Origin of the sequence: Sphingomonas sp. PP-CE-1A-559 (assembly GCF_004340965.1) — a bacterium.
Classification (GTDB): Bacteria; Pseudomonadota; Alphaproteobacteria; order Sphingomonadales; family Sphingomonadaceae; genus Sphingomonas.
Window position 1 is genome coordinate 110,322 of the sequence record NZ_SLYA01000002.1, and the last position, 14,161, is coordinate 124,482.

Consider the following 14,161-nt stretch of genomic DNA (forward strand, 5'->3'; position numbering starts at 1 on the left):
TATAGCGATGTCGCATGGCTTTAGTCTCACCTGAACTGGCGATAAACGCCGCGCTCGACCGCGCAAGACTTTGGTCCCCATTCCTGGCGATGGTCCTCAACCGTGAGCCGGACTTGGCGCGATCGCTGGCGGCCGGAAAGCTGGACCTCTCCGTGTCGAGTGCCGAAGCCGACATGCCGGTCGCGCGTCGCCTGCGCATCGAACGGCGCGCGATGGCGCTCAACGTCGCGATCGGCGACCTGGCCGGCGTTCTCGATCTCACCGCCGTGACCGGCGCGCTGACCCGCTTTGCCGACTATGCGCTCGACACCGCGATCCGCACCGCGATGGAGGAACGGACCCCTGGCGCCGAACCACGCGGCTTCGTCGCGATCGCGCTCGGCAAGCAGGGCAGCCGCGAACTCAATTATTCGTCGGACATCGATCCGATCCTGTTGTTCGACCCGGCGACGCTGCCCCGGCGTCCGCGCGAGGAGCCGGAAGAAGCGGCGGTGCGGATCGGCAAGCGAGTCGTCGAACTGCTCCAGGCGCGTGATGGCGACGGCTATGTCCTGCGCGTCGACCTCCGCCTGCGGCCATCGCCCGAGATCACGCCGATCGCGCTGCCGGTCGATGCGGCGATCGGCTATTATGAGGCACAGGCGCTGCCTTGGGAACGTGCCGCGTTCATTCGAGCGCGTGCGGCGGCCGGTGACATCGCGCTAGGCCAGCGATTTCTCGACGCGATCCGTCCGTTCGTCTGGCGTCGCGCGCTCGATTTCGGCGCGATCGGCGAAATCCGCGGTATTTCCGCCCGGATCCGCGATCATCATTCACAAGGCCAGGCATTCGGCCCCGGCTATGACCTGAAGCGCGGTCGTGGCGGCATCCGCGAGGCCGAGTTCTTCGCGCAGATCCATCAGCTGATCCACGGCGGTCGCGATCCCGCCCTGCGCGCGCCTGCCACCCGCGATGCACTCGCCCGGCTGGCCGAAGCAGGATGGATCGGCACAGACGAATCGACGGCACTGATCGAGGGCTACACGCTGCTCCGGACGATCGAGCACCGCGTCCAGATGATCGACGATCGCCAGACGCACGCCTTGCCGACCGGTGAGGCGCTAGACCGCATGGCGAAACTGCACGGGCTGGACGATTCGGGCGCGCTGCTAGCCTTGCTCGAACCTCGTGTCACGGCGACCGGCCGGATCTACGATGCGCTCGACGATACCGTCCGCCCCGCCTTCTCCCATGACGCGGTGACGCTGGAAGCCGACCTCGCCGAGGCGGGCTTCGACGAGCCCGAATCGGCACGTCGGCGGATCGAGGCATGGCGAGGGGGCGCCTATCCCGCGCTGCGCAGTCCGGCCGCGCGTGAGGCACTGGAGGCGGTGTTGCCTACGCTCGTCCCCGCGCTGGCGACCGCGCCCGTCCCGCAGGCGGCGCTTCTCCGATTGGACGCATTGCTCGAACGCCTGCCGAGTGCGATCAACATCTTCCGCTTGTTGGAGGCGCGACCGGGCTTGGCGACGTTGCTTGCCGCCATCCTTAGCCATGCTCCGACGCTCGCGGATGATCTCGGTCGCCGCCCCGACCTGCTTGACGGACTGATCGATGCGACCGCGTTCGAACCCGTCGGCGACGTCGCCGCGCTCGAAGCCATCATGCGTGCGGGCGAGGCGGGCGGCGACTATCAGTCTCGGCTCGATCACGTCCGGCGCGTCGTCGGCGAGCTTCGATTCGCGCTCGGGGCACAGATCGTCGCTGGCGTGTCCGATCCGCTAGACGTCGCGGCGGGCTATGCGCGCGTCGCGGAGGCGGCGATCGGCGTCCTCGCAACCGCGACGATAGAGGAGTTCGCCAAGGTCCATGGCCGCGTGCCGGACAGCGAACTCGTCGTGCTGGCGCTAGGTCGAATGGGTGGCGCGATGCTCACCCACGCGTCCGATCTCGATCTCATCTATCTGTTTACGGGCGATTTTGCCGCAGAGTCCGATGGCCCCAAACCGCTTGGCGCAACGCTCTATTATAATCGTCTCGCACAGCGGCTGACCGGCGCTCTGTCGGTCGCGACCGCAGCAGGCCCGCTGTACCAGATCGACACCCGGTTGCGGCCATCGGGCGGGCAGGGGCCACTGGTCGTCACGCTCGACAGCTTCGCCCGCTACCAGCGCGAGGATGCCTGGACCTGGGAGCACATGGCGCTCACCCGCGCCCGCCCGGTATTCGGATCGGCCGTAGCTCGGGATGCGGTGGCGGCGATCGTCCGCGGCGTGCTCGAAGGTGATCGCCCGGCTCGCGACGTGATCGCCGACGCGCGAACGATGCGGAGCGACATGGCCGCGCACAAACCGCCCAAGGGCGCACTCGACGCCAAGCTGCTTCCCGGTGGCCTCGTCGATCTCGAATTCGCGACCCATGTCGTCCAGCTCGTGAACAAGGCCGGGTTCGATCCCAATCTAGGCGGCGCGATCGATGCATTGATCCGGGAGGAGCTGGTCCCGCCGTCACTTCGACCGGCGCACGACGTCCTCACGCGTTTGCTCGTGACGTTGCGGCTCGTCGCACCCGATGCCGCGCCGCCAGGGCATGCCACGGAGGATCTCATCGCCCGCGCGATCGGCGTGACGGACTGGCCGGCGGTGGTTGCCACGCTCGAAACGACGCGGCAGGAGGTCCGCCAGTTCTGGGCGCAGGTGACGGGAGAGTAGGATGAATGAAGGTTCGAAGATCCCTGACGTGTCGGTGACGATCGATGACGCCGTGGTTTCGCTGGCAAGCCTTGGCGCGCCGCTGGTGGTGTATTTCTACCCGAAGGACGACACGGCAGGGTGCACCACCGAAGCGAAGGACTTCTCCGCACTTTCCGACGCTTTCGCAGAGGCGGGCGTTACTGTCGTCGGCGTGTCCAAAGACAGTGCGGCATCGCACGCAAAATTCACCGCGAAACATGGACTTGCGGTCCGGCTTGCGAGCGATGTCGAAGGTGCCGCGTGCGAGGCTTTCGGCGTGTGGGTCGAGAAGGCGATGTACGGTCGCAAATATATGGGGATCGAGCGCGCGACGTTCCTGTTCGGCGCCGATGGGACGCTGGCCAAGGCTTGGCACAAGGTCCGCGTGGCGGGGCATGCCGAGGCGGTTTTGGTCGCCGCCAAGGCGCTCTGAACAGCCAGCAGTAACGTTCGGAGATTCGCTGACATTTCACGTCCGATGTCATTGTCGCCTTCCTGTTCCCTCGCAATCGTCCCAATTTGCATCAACTCGCCGCATCAACCTGCCGCTCCACCGCCCCGATAACGTCGCGCTCTTGCCCGGAACGGCGGTATCCGGCCTAACCCACAGTGTCTGGTGCGCGGAGGGGCTGCGAGTCAGGACAGAGTTTCGGAGCCGTCCGCCTTGAAGCGAACGGCCCTGCATTTTTGTGTCGGGGACCAATGGTCGAATTTACCGCAGCAGCCATCGTGACGCGCCTCAAGGCCGTGTCGATGGTGTCCAAGTCGTTTACGTTTCGCCGGTTGGCGATTGCCGCAACAGTGATGGGAATGGCCACGGTCGGCGCCACTGCCGAGGCTCAGGTCGTCGCCTCCAAGGTAGCGCACCACGTCGCTGCAACCGGTGGTCCGATGATCGCCGCGAACACCGAGGAAGCCACCGCGGATCTCCGCGCCGACGCGCAGTTCCGCACGCTGTTCCAGACCTGGAAGAAGCTCGATGCGACGCAGCAGGGCGTGATCGCGATCCCGTCAGTGCAGCCGGTCCACTCGCTCTCGTTCACCAGCAATTTCGGTATCCGCTCCGATCCGTTCCGCGGGACCGCGGCGATGCATGCCGGCGTCGACATTCCCGGCCCGGTCGGCACGCCGATCTACGCCACCGCCGATGGCATCATCGCACACGCCGGTCGCCAGGGCGGCTACGGCAACATGGTCGAGATCAGCCACGGCAAGGGCATCGCGACGCGCTACGGCCATCTGTCGAAGATCCTCGTCGGCGACAACGCCCGCGTCGTTCGCGGCCAGCTGATCGCACTGATGGGCTCGACCGGCCGTTCGACCGGTTCGCATCTTCACTACGAAGTCCGCATCGACGGCCACGCGGTCAACCCGGTGCCGTTCCTGACCACCGCGGATTACCTCCTCGCCGCACAGGACCGCTCGGTAAACGCGATCCCGGTCTCCACCGGTGGCCCCGCCGCGCAGGACTGAACCCCATCTAGCTCCCCTCCCTGAAAGGGAGGGGCTGGGGGTGGGTAGGCCAGCTTAGGCCACCACCGTCCACCATGCGGAAGCCGACCCACCCCGACCCCTCCCTTCCAGGTAGGGGAGAAGCAGGCTCTGGTTCAGCCCTCCCAAACCCCAAGGTTGCCGCCGCTACCGCAACCTCCTATCTCCAGCGCATGGCAACGCTGGTCCAAGACATCATCCTCACCCCCTCCGCCGCGGCGCGCGTCGCGGCGATCGCCGTCAAACAGGGGAAGCCGGCGATCCTGCGTCTCTCGGTTGACGGCGGCGGTTGTTCCGGCTTCCAGTACAAGTTCGGGTTTGCCGATTCGGTCGAGTCCGACGACGTGATCGCCGAGCATGACGGCGTGAAGCTCGTCGTCGACAGCGTCAGCATCGATCTCGTCCGTGGCTGCGCGGTCGATTACGTCGAGTCGCTCGCCGGCGCCGCGTTCAAGGTCGAGAACCCCAATGCCGCGTCGGGTTGCGGCTGCGGCTCCAGCTTCTCGGTCTGAGACTGCAATGAAAATCGTCACGTACAACGTCAACGGCATCAAGGCGCGGTTGCCGCGGCTGATCGAGTATCTCACCGAAGACCAGCCCGACATCGTCTGTCTCCAGGAACTGAAGTCGAGCGACGACACCTTCCCGATCGCCGACATCGAGGCCGCCGGATACGGGGCGGCCTGGCACGGCCAGAAGGCCTGGAACGGCGTCGCGATCCTCGCGAAGAGCGGCACGCCGGTCGTGCGCCAGCGCGGTCTCGAAGGCGAACCCGAGGACGAGCACAGCCGCTACATCGAAGCGGAGATAGACGGCCTGATCGTCGCCGCGCTCTATCTGCCCAACGGCAACCCGCAGCCTGGTCCGAAGTTCGACTATAAACTTCGCTGGATGGACCGTCTCGCCGCTCGTGCCCGCGTCCTGCTCGCGGAGGAAAAGCCGGCCATTCTCGCCGGCGACTACAACGTCATCGCCAACGACGACGATACCTTCTCCGTCCGCGCGATGCAGGACGACGCTCTGATGCAGCCCGAGAGCCGCGAACATTATCGCGCGCTCGTCGCGCAGGGCTGGACCGACGCGCTCCGCACGCAATTCCCCAAGGGCGGCGTCTGGACGTTCTGGGATTATCAGGCGGGCGCGTGGCAGCGCGACGCCGGCTTCCGGATCGATCACCTGCTGCTCAGCCCACAGGCCGCCGACCGGATGATCGATGCCGGCGTCGACAAGGCCTATCGAGGGCGTGAAAAGGCAAGCGACCACGCGCCGACCTGGGTCCGCCTGCGATGAAACGGCTACTGATCGGTATCGCCCTGGCGAGCCTGTCCGGCGCGGCGATGGCGCAGGACCGCGAATATTGCCCCGATCGTCCTGGCATCGACACCCCCGCCTGCACGATCGCGCCTGGCAAAATCTCTGTCGAGACGTCGATCGCGGACTGGACGCGCGACGATCAGCCGGGCTCGCGCGAGGACAATATCCTGTTCGGCGATACGCTCGTCCGCGTCGGCGTCAGCGACACGATCGAGGCGCGGATCGGCTGGACGCCGTTCGGGCACGACCGGATGCGCGATTCGACCAGCCTCGATACGGTGAACGGTGTCGGCGACGTGTCGCTCGGGATGAAGGCGAATCTCCACAATCCCGACGGCGCCGGCTTGTCGGTATCGGTGCTGCCGTTCATGACGCTGCCAGTCGGCCGCTCGTCGATCGGCGCCGGCGATTGGGGCGCAGGTTTCCTCGTCCCCGTCACGTACGAGATATCCGACACGGTCTCGCTTGACCTCACACCTGAGATCGATGCGGCGGTCGATCAGGACGGCAATGGCCGGCATCTCGCGTACAGTTCGACGGCTGGCCTGGCGGTGAAACTCGACAAGGCCTTCACGCTTACCGGCGAGATGCAGGCGCTCCGCGACGACGATCCGCAGGAGCATGAGACGCAGGCTGTCGCGGCGTTGTCCCTTGCCTGGATGGCGAACGACAATCTCCAGTTCGACATATTCGGTGCGGCGGGGTTGAACGCGAACACGCCGGATGCGCGGGTCTACGCCGGCATTTCCCGGCGGTTCTAGATGCTGGCCGGCCTGCTCCTGCTGCAAGCGGTAGCCGGGCCGCCGCTTCCACCCGAATTTCGCAAGCGGCCTGTTCGGCCGACGATGCCGTGTCCCGTCCAGACGGACCCCGATGGCGAGATCGTCGTCTGCGCCCTTCCAACCGACCAAAGGCTGGCGACGCTTCCCGAACCGGTCCAGCCTCCGCGGGGTGACCCGCTGTCGTTCCGGCTGCCGGGTGGTGGCAAGGGGAATGTCCACGCGATCCGAACGCAGCTACCCGGCGCAAGCGGGCAGGGGGCTGCGGTCACCCTCAAGCTTCCGTTCGGCAATAGGAAACGGGAGTAGGGGCAGCAACAACCGTCGGTTTCAGCCTTCTTGTTCTCCCGCGAAGGCGGGAGCCCAGTCTGGATCCCCGCCTTCGCGGGGAAACACGCTGTTCTTCGGTGGAAGAATGTCGCCGCCTCGCCCTAAAGCACCCGCTCGTACACCTGGTACACCTTGTTTACCCGGCTCTCGATCGTCTCGGCGATCGACCGCATCCCTTGGTTGTCGTCCAAGATCCAGCCGATCTCCGCGCGCTGCGCCCCGTAATTCTCGACCGAAGCACGACGGATATATTCGATCATCATGAAGGCCAGCTGGCTCGCCATGCGCGACGCCTGCAGTTCCTTCACCACCCCCATCAACGGCACGCGCACCGTCCGCACTTTGGGTTTGCGCAACCACCACAACAGCTTTGCCCAACCGAACGGCAGCAGGTTCCCGTTCAGCGGCTTGATCGCCTCATTGAGGTCCGGCAACGTAATCATGAACGCGACCGGCTTGCCGTCGAGTTCGGCAATCCGGATCAGGTCGTTGAACACGATCGGCTTCAGCTTCACGCCCACGTCCTTGATCTCCGGCGGGGTCAAAGGCACGAACCCCCAATTGTCGCGCCACGCGTCGTTGAGGATCGACAGAATGATCGCCGCCTCCTCCTCGAACTTCGTCTTGTCGACGTTACGGACGCTGATCCGCGGGTTCTTCTCACCCGACTTGATGATGCGCTGAACGATCGGCGGGAACTGCTTCGTGACGTCGACCTCATAGGTCATCAGCTGCTTGATCGGACGGTACTGCGCCCATTCGATCCAGCCGCGATATTCGCGCTTGGCGTGCCCCATCATGATCGTCGGCGGATGGTCGTATCCGTCGATCAGCAGGCCCGGCTCCTCCCAGATCGACATGCTGACCGGCCCCAGCGCGCGCGTCATGCCCTGCTCGCGCAGCCATGCCTCGGCGCGCTCCAGCAGCGCCTGGAACACGTCCTGCCGCTCCGCTTCCATCAGCCCCCATTGGCCGACGCCGGGCCCGAACCCCTGTTCGGGCGGCATCGTGAGCGCGAGTGTATCGATATGCGCCGAGATCCGCCCGACCACGCGACCGTCCTCTTCTGCAAGGAACAACTGCGCCTTGGCATGGCTGAACCAGCCGTTCTTCTCGGGCGTGATCAGTCCCAGCGCTTCCGACTTCAAAGGCGGCACCCAATTGGGATCGTCGGCATAGAGACGAAACGGCAGATCAATGAAGATCTTGCGGTCCTTCTTGGTCTCGACCGGTCGAATGATGAGCTTGGCCATGTCGTGTTCCCAAATAGGCAGTTGCGCGTGTCTACCCAGCGAAGCGAATAAAGGCGAGTGACACGTGCGTCATCGCAGGACCCTGTCAGAGTGATCGGGTTTCCTCCGGCACGGCGGCTCCGCGCGACCTGTAAATGCCACGGTACCGCCACTATCTTCGGGCAATGGACATGCCCATGGACACATCGCTCAGCCTCGCTCGCGGCACGGCCGCTCCAGCTTCCACTCCCGCGGGTTCGCCCCGTGTCGGAGGGATGGAGCGCGTTGCCGACGACAAGGCGATGTTGCGTGCAGCCGCAGACCTGACGCGAGATCTGGTGAAGCCGCGTCCCGCAATCTACTGGGCGGACCTGATCGCATCGATGGTGGTCGGCTACGGTGCACTGGCAGTGGCGGCCACATCGACGTCGACGCCGGTAGTGATCGTTGCCGGCATCGTGGCAATGCTGGGGCTCTACCGCGGTCTGAGCTTTATCCACGAAGTCAGCCACATGAAGCATGCGTCCGTGCCCAACTTCCGGCTCGGCTGGAACGTGCTGGTCGGCATTCCCCTGTTGACCCCGTCCTTCATGTACGAGGGCGTCCACAACCTTCACCACGCCAAGACCCGCTACGGCACGGTCGAGGATCCCGAATATTTGCCGCTCGCACTCATGAAGCCGTGGACGCTGCCGCTGTTCATCGTCGTATCGGCGCTCGCACCGATCGCACTGCTGATCCGGTTTGCAATTCTGTCGCCGATCTCGCTGCTGTCGCCCAAGCTGCGGACGATGATCGTCGAGCGCTATTCGGCCCTCGCGATCAACCCGCAGTTCCGCCGTCGCGCTCCCGACGGTGAGGCAAAGGTCTATTGGGATCGGCTCGAGATTGCTGCGAGCCTGTGGGCGATCACGCTGATCGCGATTACCGTGACCGGCGTGCTGCCGTTGCGCGCGTTCGTGACGATCTTCGCGGTAGCCTCGGCATTCGCGGTGCTTAACCAGGTTCGTACGCTGGTCGCGCATCTTTGGGAGAATGACGGCGAGCCGATGACGGTGACCGCGCAGTATCTCGACACGGTCAACGTGCCGCCTCCGGCGCTGCTGCCCGCGCTCTGGGCGCCGGTGGGTCTGCGCTACCACGCGCTGCATCACCTGTTGCCGGGTCTACCCTACCACGCACTGGGCGAGGCTCACCGGCGGATCACCGCCGAACTCGACGCGCTCTCGCCGTATCACAAGGCGAGCTATCCCGGTCTGCCCGGTCTGGTGAGTAAGATCGCACGCAGCACGATGGTCCGCCGCTGATCAGAATGCCGGGCCGGTCCCGAGTGACTGGCCCAACAGTCCAGATTATTTCGCAGCGTCGAACTGCTTGAGCGCCATGACCGCGTTGCGTCCGACATCGGTCGTCGGCGACAATTTCGCAGCCGTTCCCCATGCCTCCCGCGCAGCCGCTTCGTCGCCAGCCGACGCCGCGATGTTCCCCGCTTCCAACTGAACCGACGCATCGTCGGCCGAGCGCTTCAAGGCCTGTGCGATATCTGCTTTGGCGCGCGGAATGTTGCTCATCCGACGGGCTAGCGTCGCCGACAACAGCCACGCGAGCGGGTCGGCGCCGGCGGTCGTCAGCGCAAGATCGAGATCGCTCCGCGCCGCATCAAGCTCGCCCGCCGCGACCAGCGCGCGCGCATGATCCAGTTGCGCTTCACCGAGCGGCAGTCCGGTCAGCGACCCCGCGGTAAGCGCGGAATCGAGCGCGACACGCGCCTTGGCGGGCTGCCCCGAGGCGAGCCATGCATTGCCCGCCTGTGCCCAATAATTGGCTGCTCGCGTGTCCTTCGCGATCTGTGCCTCCCGCGCCGCTTCCTCGAATTCGGCCGCCGCCGACGGCCAATTCTTTTCGGCGGCGAAGGCGAGCCCGGCGCATTGCCGCGCGAAATACCGTCCCCCGCTGATTCGCCAGCGCCCCGCCGCGGCCCGTGCGCCGGCGGGGTCGCTCTGCGCCAGGGCAGCACAGCGAGCGAACCGACCGCTCTGCGCATCGACGGGGCCGGCAGCAGGAGCGGCGGCTGGACTGGGGGCGGCGGCCTGCGCAGCGGCAAGCAACACTATCAGTATCATAAGGCGGCGATCACATCCTCCACCGCCCGGATAATGAGGGAAATGTCGCTGTCACGCGACAGGCGGTGGTCGCCGTCCTTGACCAGCCACGTCTGCACGTCGGCTGAACGCAACAGTTCGGCCAGCCGCGCGGTGCGGTGCCACGGCACGTCCGGATCGCGCTGCCCCTGGACCAGCCGGACCGGGCCGTCGAACGCGATCTCGCCGAACATTAGCCGGTTGGCCTCGCCCGACGACCAGAAGGGGCGCGTATAGACGGTCGGCTCGGGACCATAGGGGTTCTTGCGCTCGATCCGCCCGTTGCTGAGCAGCGCCATCTTCTCGTCGGTGCTGAAGCCCCAGTCGGTGAAGTCGGGCGCCGGCGCGATGCCGACCAGCCCCTTCACCAGATCGGGCCGCATCTTCGCCGCCAGCAGCATCAGCCAGCCGCCCATCGACGATCCGACGAGGATCGCCGAATCCTCCACCAGCGCATCGATCATCGCCAGCACGTCGTCGCGCCAGTCGACCAAAGTCTGGTCCTCGAACGCGCCCTCGCTCTGCCCGCAGCCACCATAGTCGAACCGCAGGAACGCGCGCCCCTCGGACTTCGCCCACGCCTCCAGCGTCACCGCCTTGGTCCCCATCATGTCGGACGCATAGCCCGACAGGAACACGATCGTCGGTCCCGTCACGCCCTCGGCTGCGGGCGTATGATGATAGGCGAGGCGAGGGCGCTCATTTGCGGGCGGCGTCGGTGCAGGCGGCGTGGCGGTATCGGTCATGCCGATACCTTAGCCGCCCCTCAGTCGCGGAGAAAGGCGTCGAGTGCAGCCTGGAACGCGGCAGGTTGATCGAGCATCACGAAATGGGCCGCATCGCCGATATCGACGAAGGTCACGTGCGGTGCCGTCGCGTAGGCCTTCCGATAGAGCGCATCGGCGACTGGCTTGGTCGGCCCCACCGCGTTCCACGGGTAGACCAGCGTAATTGGCGCTGCGATCGACGCCATGTCGGGACGCAAGTCGGTGGTCAAATCTTCGTACATCGCCTGCGCAGAGACGCGCGCATCCGCCTTCGCTGCCCAATCGGCTACGGTCATGCGTGAGTCCGGCTTCAGTGCCATCCGCGCGGCAAGCGCCTCGTTCGCCGCCGGGTTCGCCGGCTTCCCGTACGCTGCGGCCATCCCGGCACGCATCGCCTTGGCCTGTGGTTCGAGCGCCGCAACCGTCGCACCAGGCGCGAAGATCTCCCCGATATACGGCAGCGAATCGACGATCATCAGCTTGCTGACGTCATCCGGATGCGCCTTGGCCAGCATCAGCGCGACCAGCCCACCCATCGAATGCCCGACGATGGCCGGCTTGCCGAGCTTCGACTGGGCGACCAGCGTGTGCAGGTCGCCGACGATCCCATCGAGGATGCCCGGCGACAGGTTCGCGCGCGGATCGTCGCCGCCGAAGCCGTTGACCTGCACCACATACACTTGGTGCGACTTGGCGAGTGTGGGCACGACGCCCGCCCACACCGCGCGAGGCGACGACAGCCCCGGAACGAGGATCACCGGCGTACCCTTGCCGATGGTCTGCACCGAGATGTGCGGCATCTGAGTCTCGGCCGCATCGACCTTCGGCGTGGCGGCCGTCGCAGCCTGCGCGTGGCTCGCGGCGGGGCTCAGGACGATCATCAGCGTCACGGCGGTAGCTGCAAGGCGAGCTTTGAAGTGCGAAATCATGTCACGACTCCTTCGACGGGCTAGTGAAAATGTCTTCGATGCTGAGGTCGAACAGTTCGGCGATCTTGAACGCGAGCGGCAGCGACGGATCATAGCGCCCCGTTTCGATCGCGTTGACGCTCTGCCGCGACACGTCGAGACGGTCGGCGAGGTCGCCCTGGCTCCAGTCCCGCTCGGCGCGCAGCACCTTGAGGCGGTTCTTCATGCCGAGCGCCGCGTCACCACGATATTATATCCCAAGCCGACCCACATGCCCGCGAACCAGAGCACCGCAGCGTAGTAGGAAACGATGTGCGGGACGAGGCCGAACCCTTCGAGAAACCCCCAGGCCGTGACGATGCTGAGCATGAAACCACTAGCGATCAACGACTGCCGGATCATCAGCATCCGGAGATATTCGTCGGTTTCCTCGATCAGGTAGCGGCCCATCGCGATGAATATGCCGATGATCGGCAGGGCGGGCAGGATCGCCGCCACATAGGCCGGGGGACCCGTCAAGAGATGCCGGCTGAAGCTGTAGACGACCGCCATCAGGCTCGCCGCATACAGGAACATCAACACCATGACCCGTTGGCTGTATCGCCGAACCGCTGCACTGTTAGCCATGGAAAGCACCCTTTCGAATCAGTAAAGGAAACTTGTCACATGAGTCATTTAGTGTCAACCGAACTTTACACTAAGACGTGCCAGCTTGTCATGAGGCATCGCTACCAGACGCTAGCGAACGCGTCCTAGGTGTGACTTTATCCTAACCTTTGGAAACCGGCGGGCTTCCGAAGCATCCTCAGATGATGAATTCGACCGTCTTCATCTGCGTCTGGTCGGCCGCGACCGCGCCGCGTTTGAGCACCATCTGGCGGTGCAGCTCGGCGACCGTCTCGCTCCCGCGCGTCTTGCACAGAGCGGGCACGAACGCATGGACCAGAGCGCCGAGGCCGCCCTTGATCATCGTCATCCCGAAGCGTCCGGCGACGCCGAAATGCTCGACATAGCTCTCCCCGACGGTGGCAGGGTGGTCGAGGAACAAGCGGCGGAACATGGGCGGTCTCCTGTCTTGCTCTGTATCAGGTAGCGGCCAAGGCGTCGACCATCCCCGCCGCCAGCACGCTCAGCGTGTCGTCCCGCGCGCCCATCACCACGATCCGGTCGCCCGGCCGCGCCTCCGCGACCAGCGCCGCGGCAGCCTCGGCACGGTCGGCGATGTGCCGCGCGACCCGACCACCCTCGACGATCTGCCCGACGATGTCCGCGCTGGTGACCTCCCGCGCGACCGTCCCGCCGTAATAGGCCGGGTCCGGCAGCACGAGCACGTCGTCCTCCGCCATCCGCTCGACGAACGTAGCTACAAGCTCGCGCCCCATCACCTTCAACGGCCCATACCCATGCGGCTGGAAGAAGAGGAGCAACCGCCCCGGAAACGCATGGAGCGTATCGAGCGTCGCGGCGATCTTGTCCGGGTTGTGCCCGAAATCGTCGATCACCGCGACCCCGCCGGCCTCTCCCACGAGGTCGAAGCGGCGACGCAGCCCTGTGAACCCAGCAATCGCCTTGACCGCATCGGCCAACGACACGTCCGCCGCCATCGCCGCACCGATCGCCGCGAGCGCATTCGACACGTTATGCCGCCCAGGCACGGCCAGCTTCACTGGCGTCCGAACGCCACGCGAGACGATGTCGAAGCGGATAGCGAACGGCTCCGGCTTAAGGTTCTCGGCACGTAGATCCGCCGACGCATCAATCGCAAAGGTGGTGATCTGACCGCGCGGCAGCCGTGAGGCGAGCGCCGCCGCATCGGGATCGTTCGCGTTCACCACCGCCGTCTCGGCCTTCGCGATGAAGTCCCCGAACAGGACGCGCAGTTCCTCCAACGACTTGTGGTCGAGGCTGACATTGTTCAGCACCGCGATCTTCGGCGCATAGCCGGCGATCGACCCGTCGCTCTCATCCACTTCGCTGACGAAAGCCTCACCCTCTCCGCCCAGCGCGCTGGCGAACGGAGCGTCAGCCGTGGCAAAGTTCTTCATCACCGCGCCGTTCATCACTGTCGGATCGCGCCCGACGGCGTGCAGGATCCAGCCGATCATACCGGTCACGGTCGACTTGCCGCTCGTCCCTGCGACACCAATCGGCAGCCGGCTGTCGTTGAACAAAGACGCCAGCATCGCCGCGCGGGTCGAACGGGTGCAGCCAAGCGCATCCGCCGCGATCATGTCCGGCACGGTCGCCTCGATCGCCGCCGAGGCAATAACAAGCTGGTCGGCCGATACGATCCCGCTGCCGTCCTGCGGGAACAGCGCGACGCCCTTCGCCGCGAGGTCGTCGAACTTGGCGGGCACGCGGCCCTGGTCGAGATTGCGGTCCGATCCCGCAACGGTCGCGCCGCGGCCCGCGAGGATCATCGCGAGCGGCATCATGCCGCTGCCGCCGATGCCGACGAAGAAACAGGGTTTGCTGATATCCATCGGCC

General features: G+C 65.6%; 15 protein-coding genes. 7 read left to right on the top strand and 8 right to left on the bottom strand.

Annotated elements, in window-relative coordinates; translation table 11 throughout:
* Positions 1 to 14 precede the first annotated feature (14 nt).
* The 6 genes from C8J42_RS05960 (at position 15) to C8J42_RS05985 (ending at position 6,277) form a co-directional block, all read left to right on the top strand.
* Positions 15 to 2,690 (top strand): bifunctional [glutamine synthetase] adenylyltransferase/[glutamine synthetase]-adenylyl-L-tyrosine phosphorylase, encoded by a 2,676-nt coding sequence (locus C8J42_RS05960; RefSeq protein ID WP_243644148.1) that lies wholly within the window; start codon positions 15 to 17, stop codon positions 2,688 to 2,690.
* A gap of 1 nt (position 2,691) precedes the next feature.
* Positions 2,692 to 3,144, top strand: a complete 453-nt coding sequence (locus tag C8J42_RS05965; RefSeq protein ID WP_133019306.1) for a peroxiredoxin — start codon at positions 2,692 to 2,694, stop codon at positions 3,142 to 3,144.
* A 269-nt stretch (positions 3,145 to 3,413) separates the two neighbouring features.
* Positions 3,414 to 4,184 carry a M23 family metallopeptidase gene (locus tag C8J42_RS05970; RefSeq protein WP_243644149.1) on the top strand — a complete coding sequence of 257 codons (771 nt, stop codon included), beginning with the start codon at positions 3,414 to 3,416 and terminating at the stop codon, positions 4,182 to 4,184.
* A gap of 191 nt (positions 4,185 to 4,375) precedes the next feature.
* Positions 4,376 to 4,714: an iron-sulfur cluster insertion protein ErpA gene (gene erpA, locus C8J42_RS05975; protein WP_056057508.1), complete on the top strand. Its 339-nt coding sequence runs from the start codon at positions 4,376 to 4,378 to the stop codon at positions 4,712 to 4,714.
* Between the two features lie 7 nt (positions 4,715 to 4,721).
* Entirely contained in the window at positions 4,722 to 5,492 is a 771-nt protein-coding gene (gene xth, locus C8J42_RS05980) for an exodeoxyribonuclease III (RefSeq protein WP_133019307.1), read from the top strand.
* Positions 5,489 to 6,277, top strand: coding sequence for a transporter (locus tag C8J42_RS05985; protein ID WP_133019308.1), 789 nt, complete (start codon positions 5,489 to 5,491; stop codon positions 6,275 to 6,277). The genes xth and C8J42_RS05985 overlap by 4 nt, the downstream gene beginning before the upstream one ends.
* Positions 6,278 to 6,726: 449 nt before the next feature.
* Here the strand turns inward: C8J42_RS05985 and C8J42_RS05990 are convergent, their stop codons facing one another.
* On the bottom strand, positions 6,727 to 7,878 hold the full coding sequence (locus C8J42_RS05990; protein WP_133019309.1) for an N-acetyltransferase: 1,152 nt from the start codon (positions 7,876 to 7,878) through the stop codon (positions 6,727 to 6,729).
* Between the two features lie 176 nt (positions 7,879 to 8,054).
* Between C8J42_RS05990 and C8J42_RS05995 the strand changes: the two genes are divergently transcribed.
* Positions 8,055 to 9,164: a fatty acid desaturase gene (locus C8J42_RS05995; RefSeq protein ID WP_133019919.1), complete on the top strand. Its 1,110-nt coding sequence runs from the start codon at positions 8,055 to 8,057 to the stop codon at positions 9,162 to 9,164.
* Between the two features lie 45 nt (positions 9,165 to 9,209).
* On the opposite strand, the gene C8J42_RS06000 is transcribed toward C8J42_RS05995, so the two are convergent.
* The 7 genes from C8J42_RS06000 to C8J42_RS06030 form a co-directional block, all read right to left on the bottom strand.
* Positions 9,210 to 9,980 (bottom strand): hypothetical protein, encoded by a 771-nt coding sequence (locus tag C8J42_RS06000; protein WP_120299850.1) that lies wholly within the window; start codon positions 9,978 to 9,980, stop codon positions 9,210 to 9,212.
* Complete coding sequence (locus C8J42_RS06005) at positions 9,977 to 10,744, bottom strand: alpha/beta hydrolase (RefSeq protein WP_133019310.1); 768 nt, start codon at positions 10,742 to 10,744, stop codon at positions 9,977 to 9,979. The genes C8J42_RS06000 and C8J42_RS06005 overlap by 4 nt, the downstream gene beginning before the upstream one ends.
* A gap of 20 nt (positions 10,745 to 10,764) precedes the next feature.
* The gene (locus C8J42_RS06010; protein ID WP_133019311.1) at positions 10,765 to 11,694 is read right to left on the bottom strand and encodes an alpha/beta hydrolase; all 930 of its coding nucleotides are present in this window, start codon (positions 11,692 to 11,694) and stop codon (positions 10,765 to 10,767) included.
* A 1-nt stretch (position 11,695) separates the two neighbouring features.
* Complete coding sequence (locus tag C8J42_RS06015) at positions 11,696 to 11,899, bottom strand: helix-turn-helix transcriptional regulator (RefSeq protein WP_120299853.1); 204 nt, start codon at positions 11,897 to 11,899, stop codon at positions 11,696 to 11,698.
* Complete coding sequence (locus C8J42_RS06020) at positions 11,896 to 12,300, bottom strand: hypothetical protein (RefSeq protein ID WP_133019312.1); 405 nt, start codon at positions 12,298 to 12,300, stop codon at positions 11,896 to 11,898. The genes C8J42_RS06015 and C8J42_RS06020 overlap by 4 nt, the downstream gene beginning before the upstream one ends.
* 178 nt (positions 12,301 to 12,478) lie before the next feature.
* Positions 12,479 to 12,733, bottom strand: a complete 255-nt coding sequence (locus C8J42_RS06025; protein WP_120299855.1) for a DUF6356 family protein — start codon at positions 12,731 to 12,733, stop codon at positions 12,479 to 12,481.
* Between the two features lie 25 nt (positions 12,734 to 12,758).
* A complete protein-coding gene (locus tag C8J42_RS06030; RefSeq protein ID WP_133019313.1) occupies positions 12,759 to 14,156 on the bottom strand; it encodes a Mur ligase family protein in 1,398 nt (465 codons plus the stop codon).
* Positions 14,157 to 14,161 lie beyond the last annotated feature (5 nt).

Excerpts from the sequence above, each read along its gene's own strand:
- C8J42_RS05960 (WP_243644148.1), top strand. The coding sequence starts at position 15 with ATGGCTTTAGTCTCACCTGAACTGGCGATAAACGCCGCGCTCGACCGC.
- C8J42_RS05965 (WP_133019306.1), top strand. The coding sequence starts at position 2,692 with ATGAATGAAGGTTCGAAGATCCCTGACGTGTCGGTGACGATCGATGAC.
- C8J42_RS05970 (WP_243644149.1), top strand. The coding sequence starts at position 3,414 with ATGGTCGAATTTACCGCAGCAGCCATCGTGACGCGCCTCAAGGCCGTG.
- erpA (WP_056057508.1), top strand. The coding sequence starts at position 4,376 with ATGGCAACGCTGGTCCAAGACATCATCCTCACCCCCTCCGCCGCGGCG.
- xth (WP_133019307.1), top strand. The coding sequence starts at position 4,722 with ATGAAAATCGTCACGTACAACGTCAACGGCATCAAGGCGCGGTTGCCG.
- C8J42_RS05985 (WP_133019308.1), top strand. The coding sequence starts at position 5,489 with ATGAAACGGCTACTGATCGGTATCGCCCTGGCGAGCCTGTCCGGCGCG.
- C8J42_RS05990 (WP_133019309.1), bottom strand. The coding sequence starts at position 7,878 with ATGGCCAAGCTCATCATTCGACCGGTCGAGACCAAGAAGGACCGCAAG.
- C8J42_RS05995 (WP_133019919.1), top strand. The coding sequence starts at position 8,055 with ATGGACACATCGCTCAGCCTCGCTCGCGGCACGGCCGCTCCAGCTTCC.
- C8J42_RS06000 (WP_120299850.1), bottom strand. The coding sequence starts at position 9,980 with ATGATACTGATAGTGTTGCTTGCCGCTGCGCAGGCCGCCGCCCCCAGT.
- C8J42_RS06005 (WP_133019310.1), bottom strand. The coding sequence starts at position 10,744 with ATGACCGATACCGCCACGCCGCCTGCACCGACGCCGCCCGCAAATGAG.
- C8J42_RS06010 (WP_133019311.1), bottom strand. The coding sequence starts at position 11,694 with ATGATTTCGCACTTCAAAGCTCGCCTTGCAGCTACCGCCGTGACGCTG.
- C8J42_RS06015 (WP_120299853.1), bottom strand. The coding sequence starts at position 11,899 with ATGAAGAACCGCCTCAAGGTGCTGCGCGCCGAGCGGGACTGGAGCCAG.
- C8J42_RS06020 (WP_133019312.1), bottom strand. The coding sequence starts at position 12,300 with ATGGCTAACAGTGCAGCGGTTCGGCGATACAGCCAACGGGTCATGGTG.
- C8J42_RS06025 (WP_120299855.1), bottom strand. The coding sequence starts at position 12,733 with ATGTTCCGCCGCTTGTTCCTCGACCACCCTGCCACCGTCGGGGAGAGC.
- C8J42_RS06030 (WP_133019313.1), bottom strand. The coding sequence starts at position 14,156 with ATGGATATCAGCAAACCCTGTTTCTTCGTCGGCATCGGCGGCAGCGGC.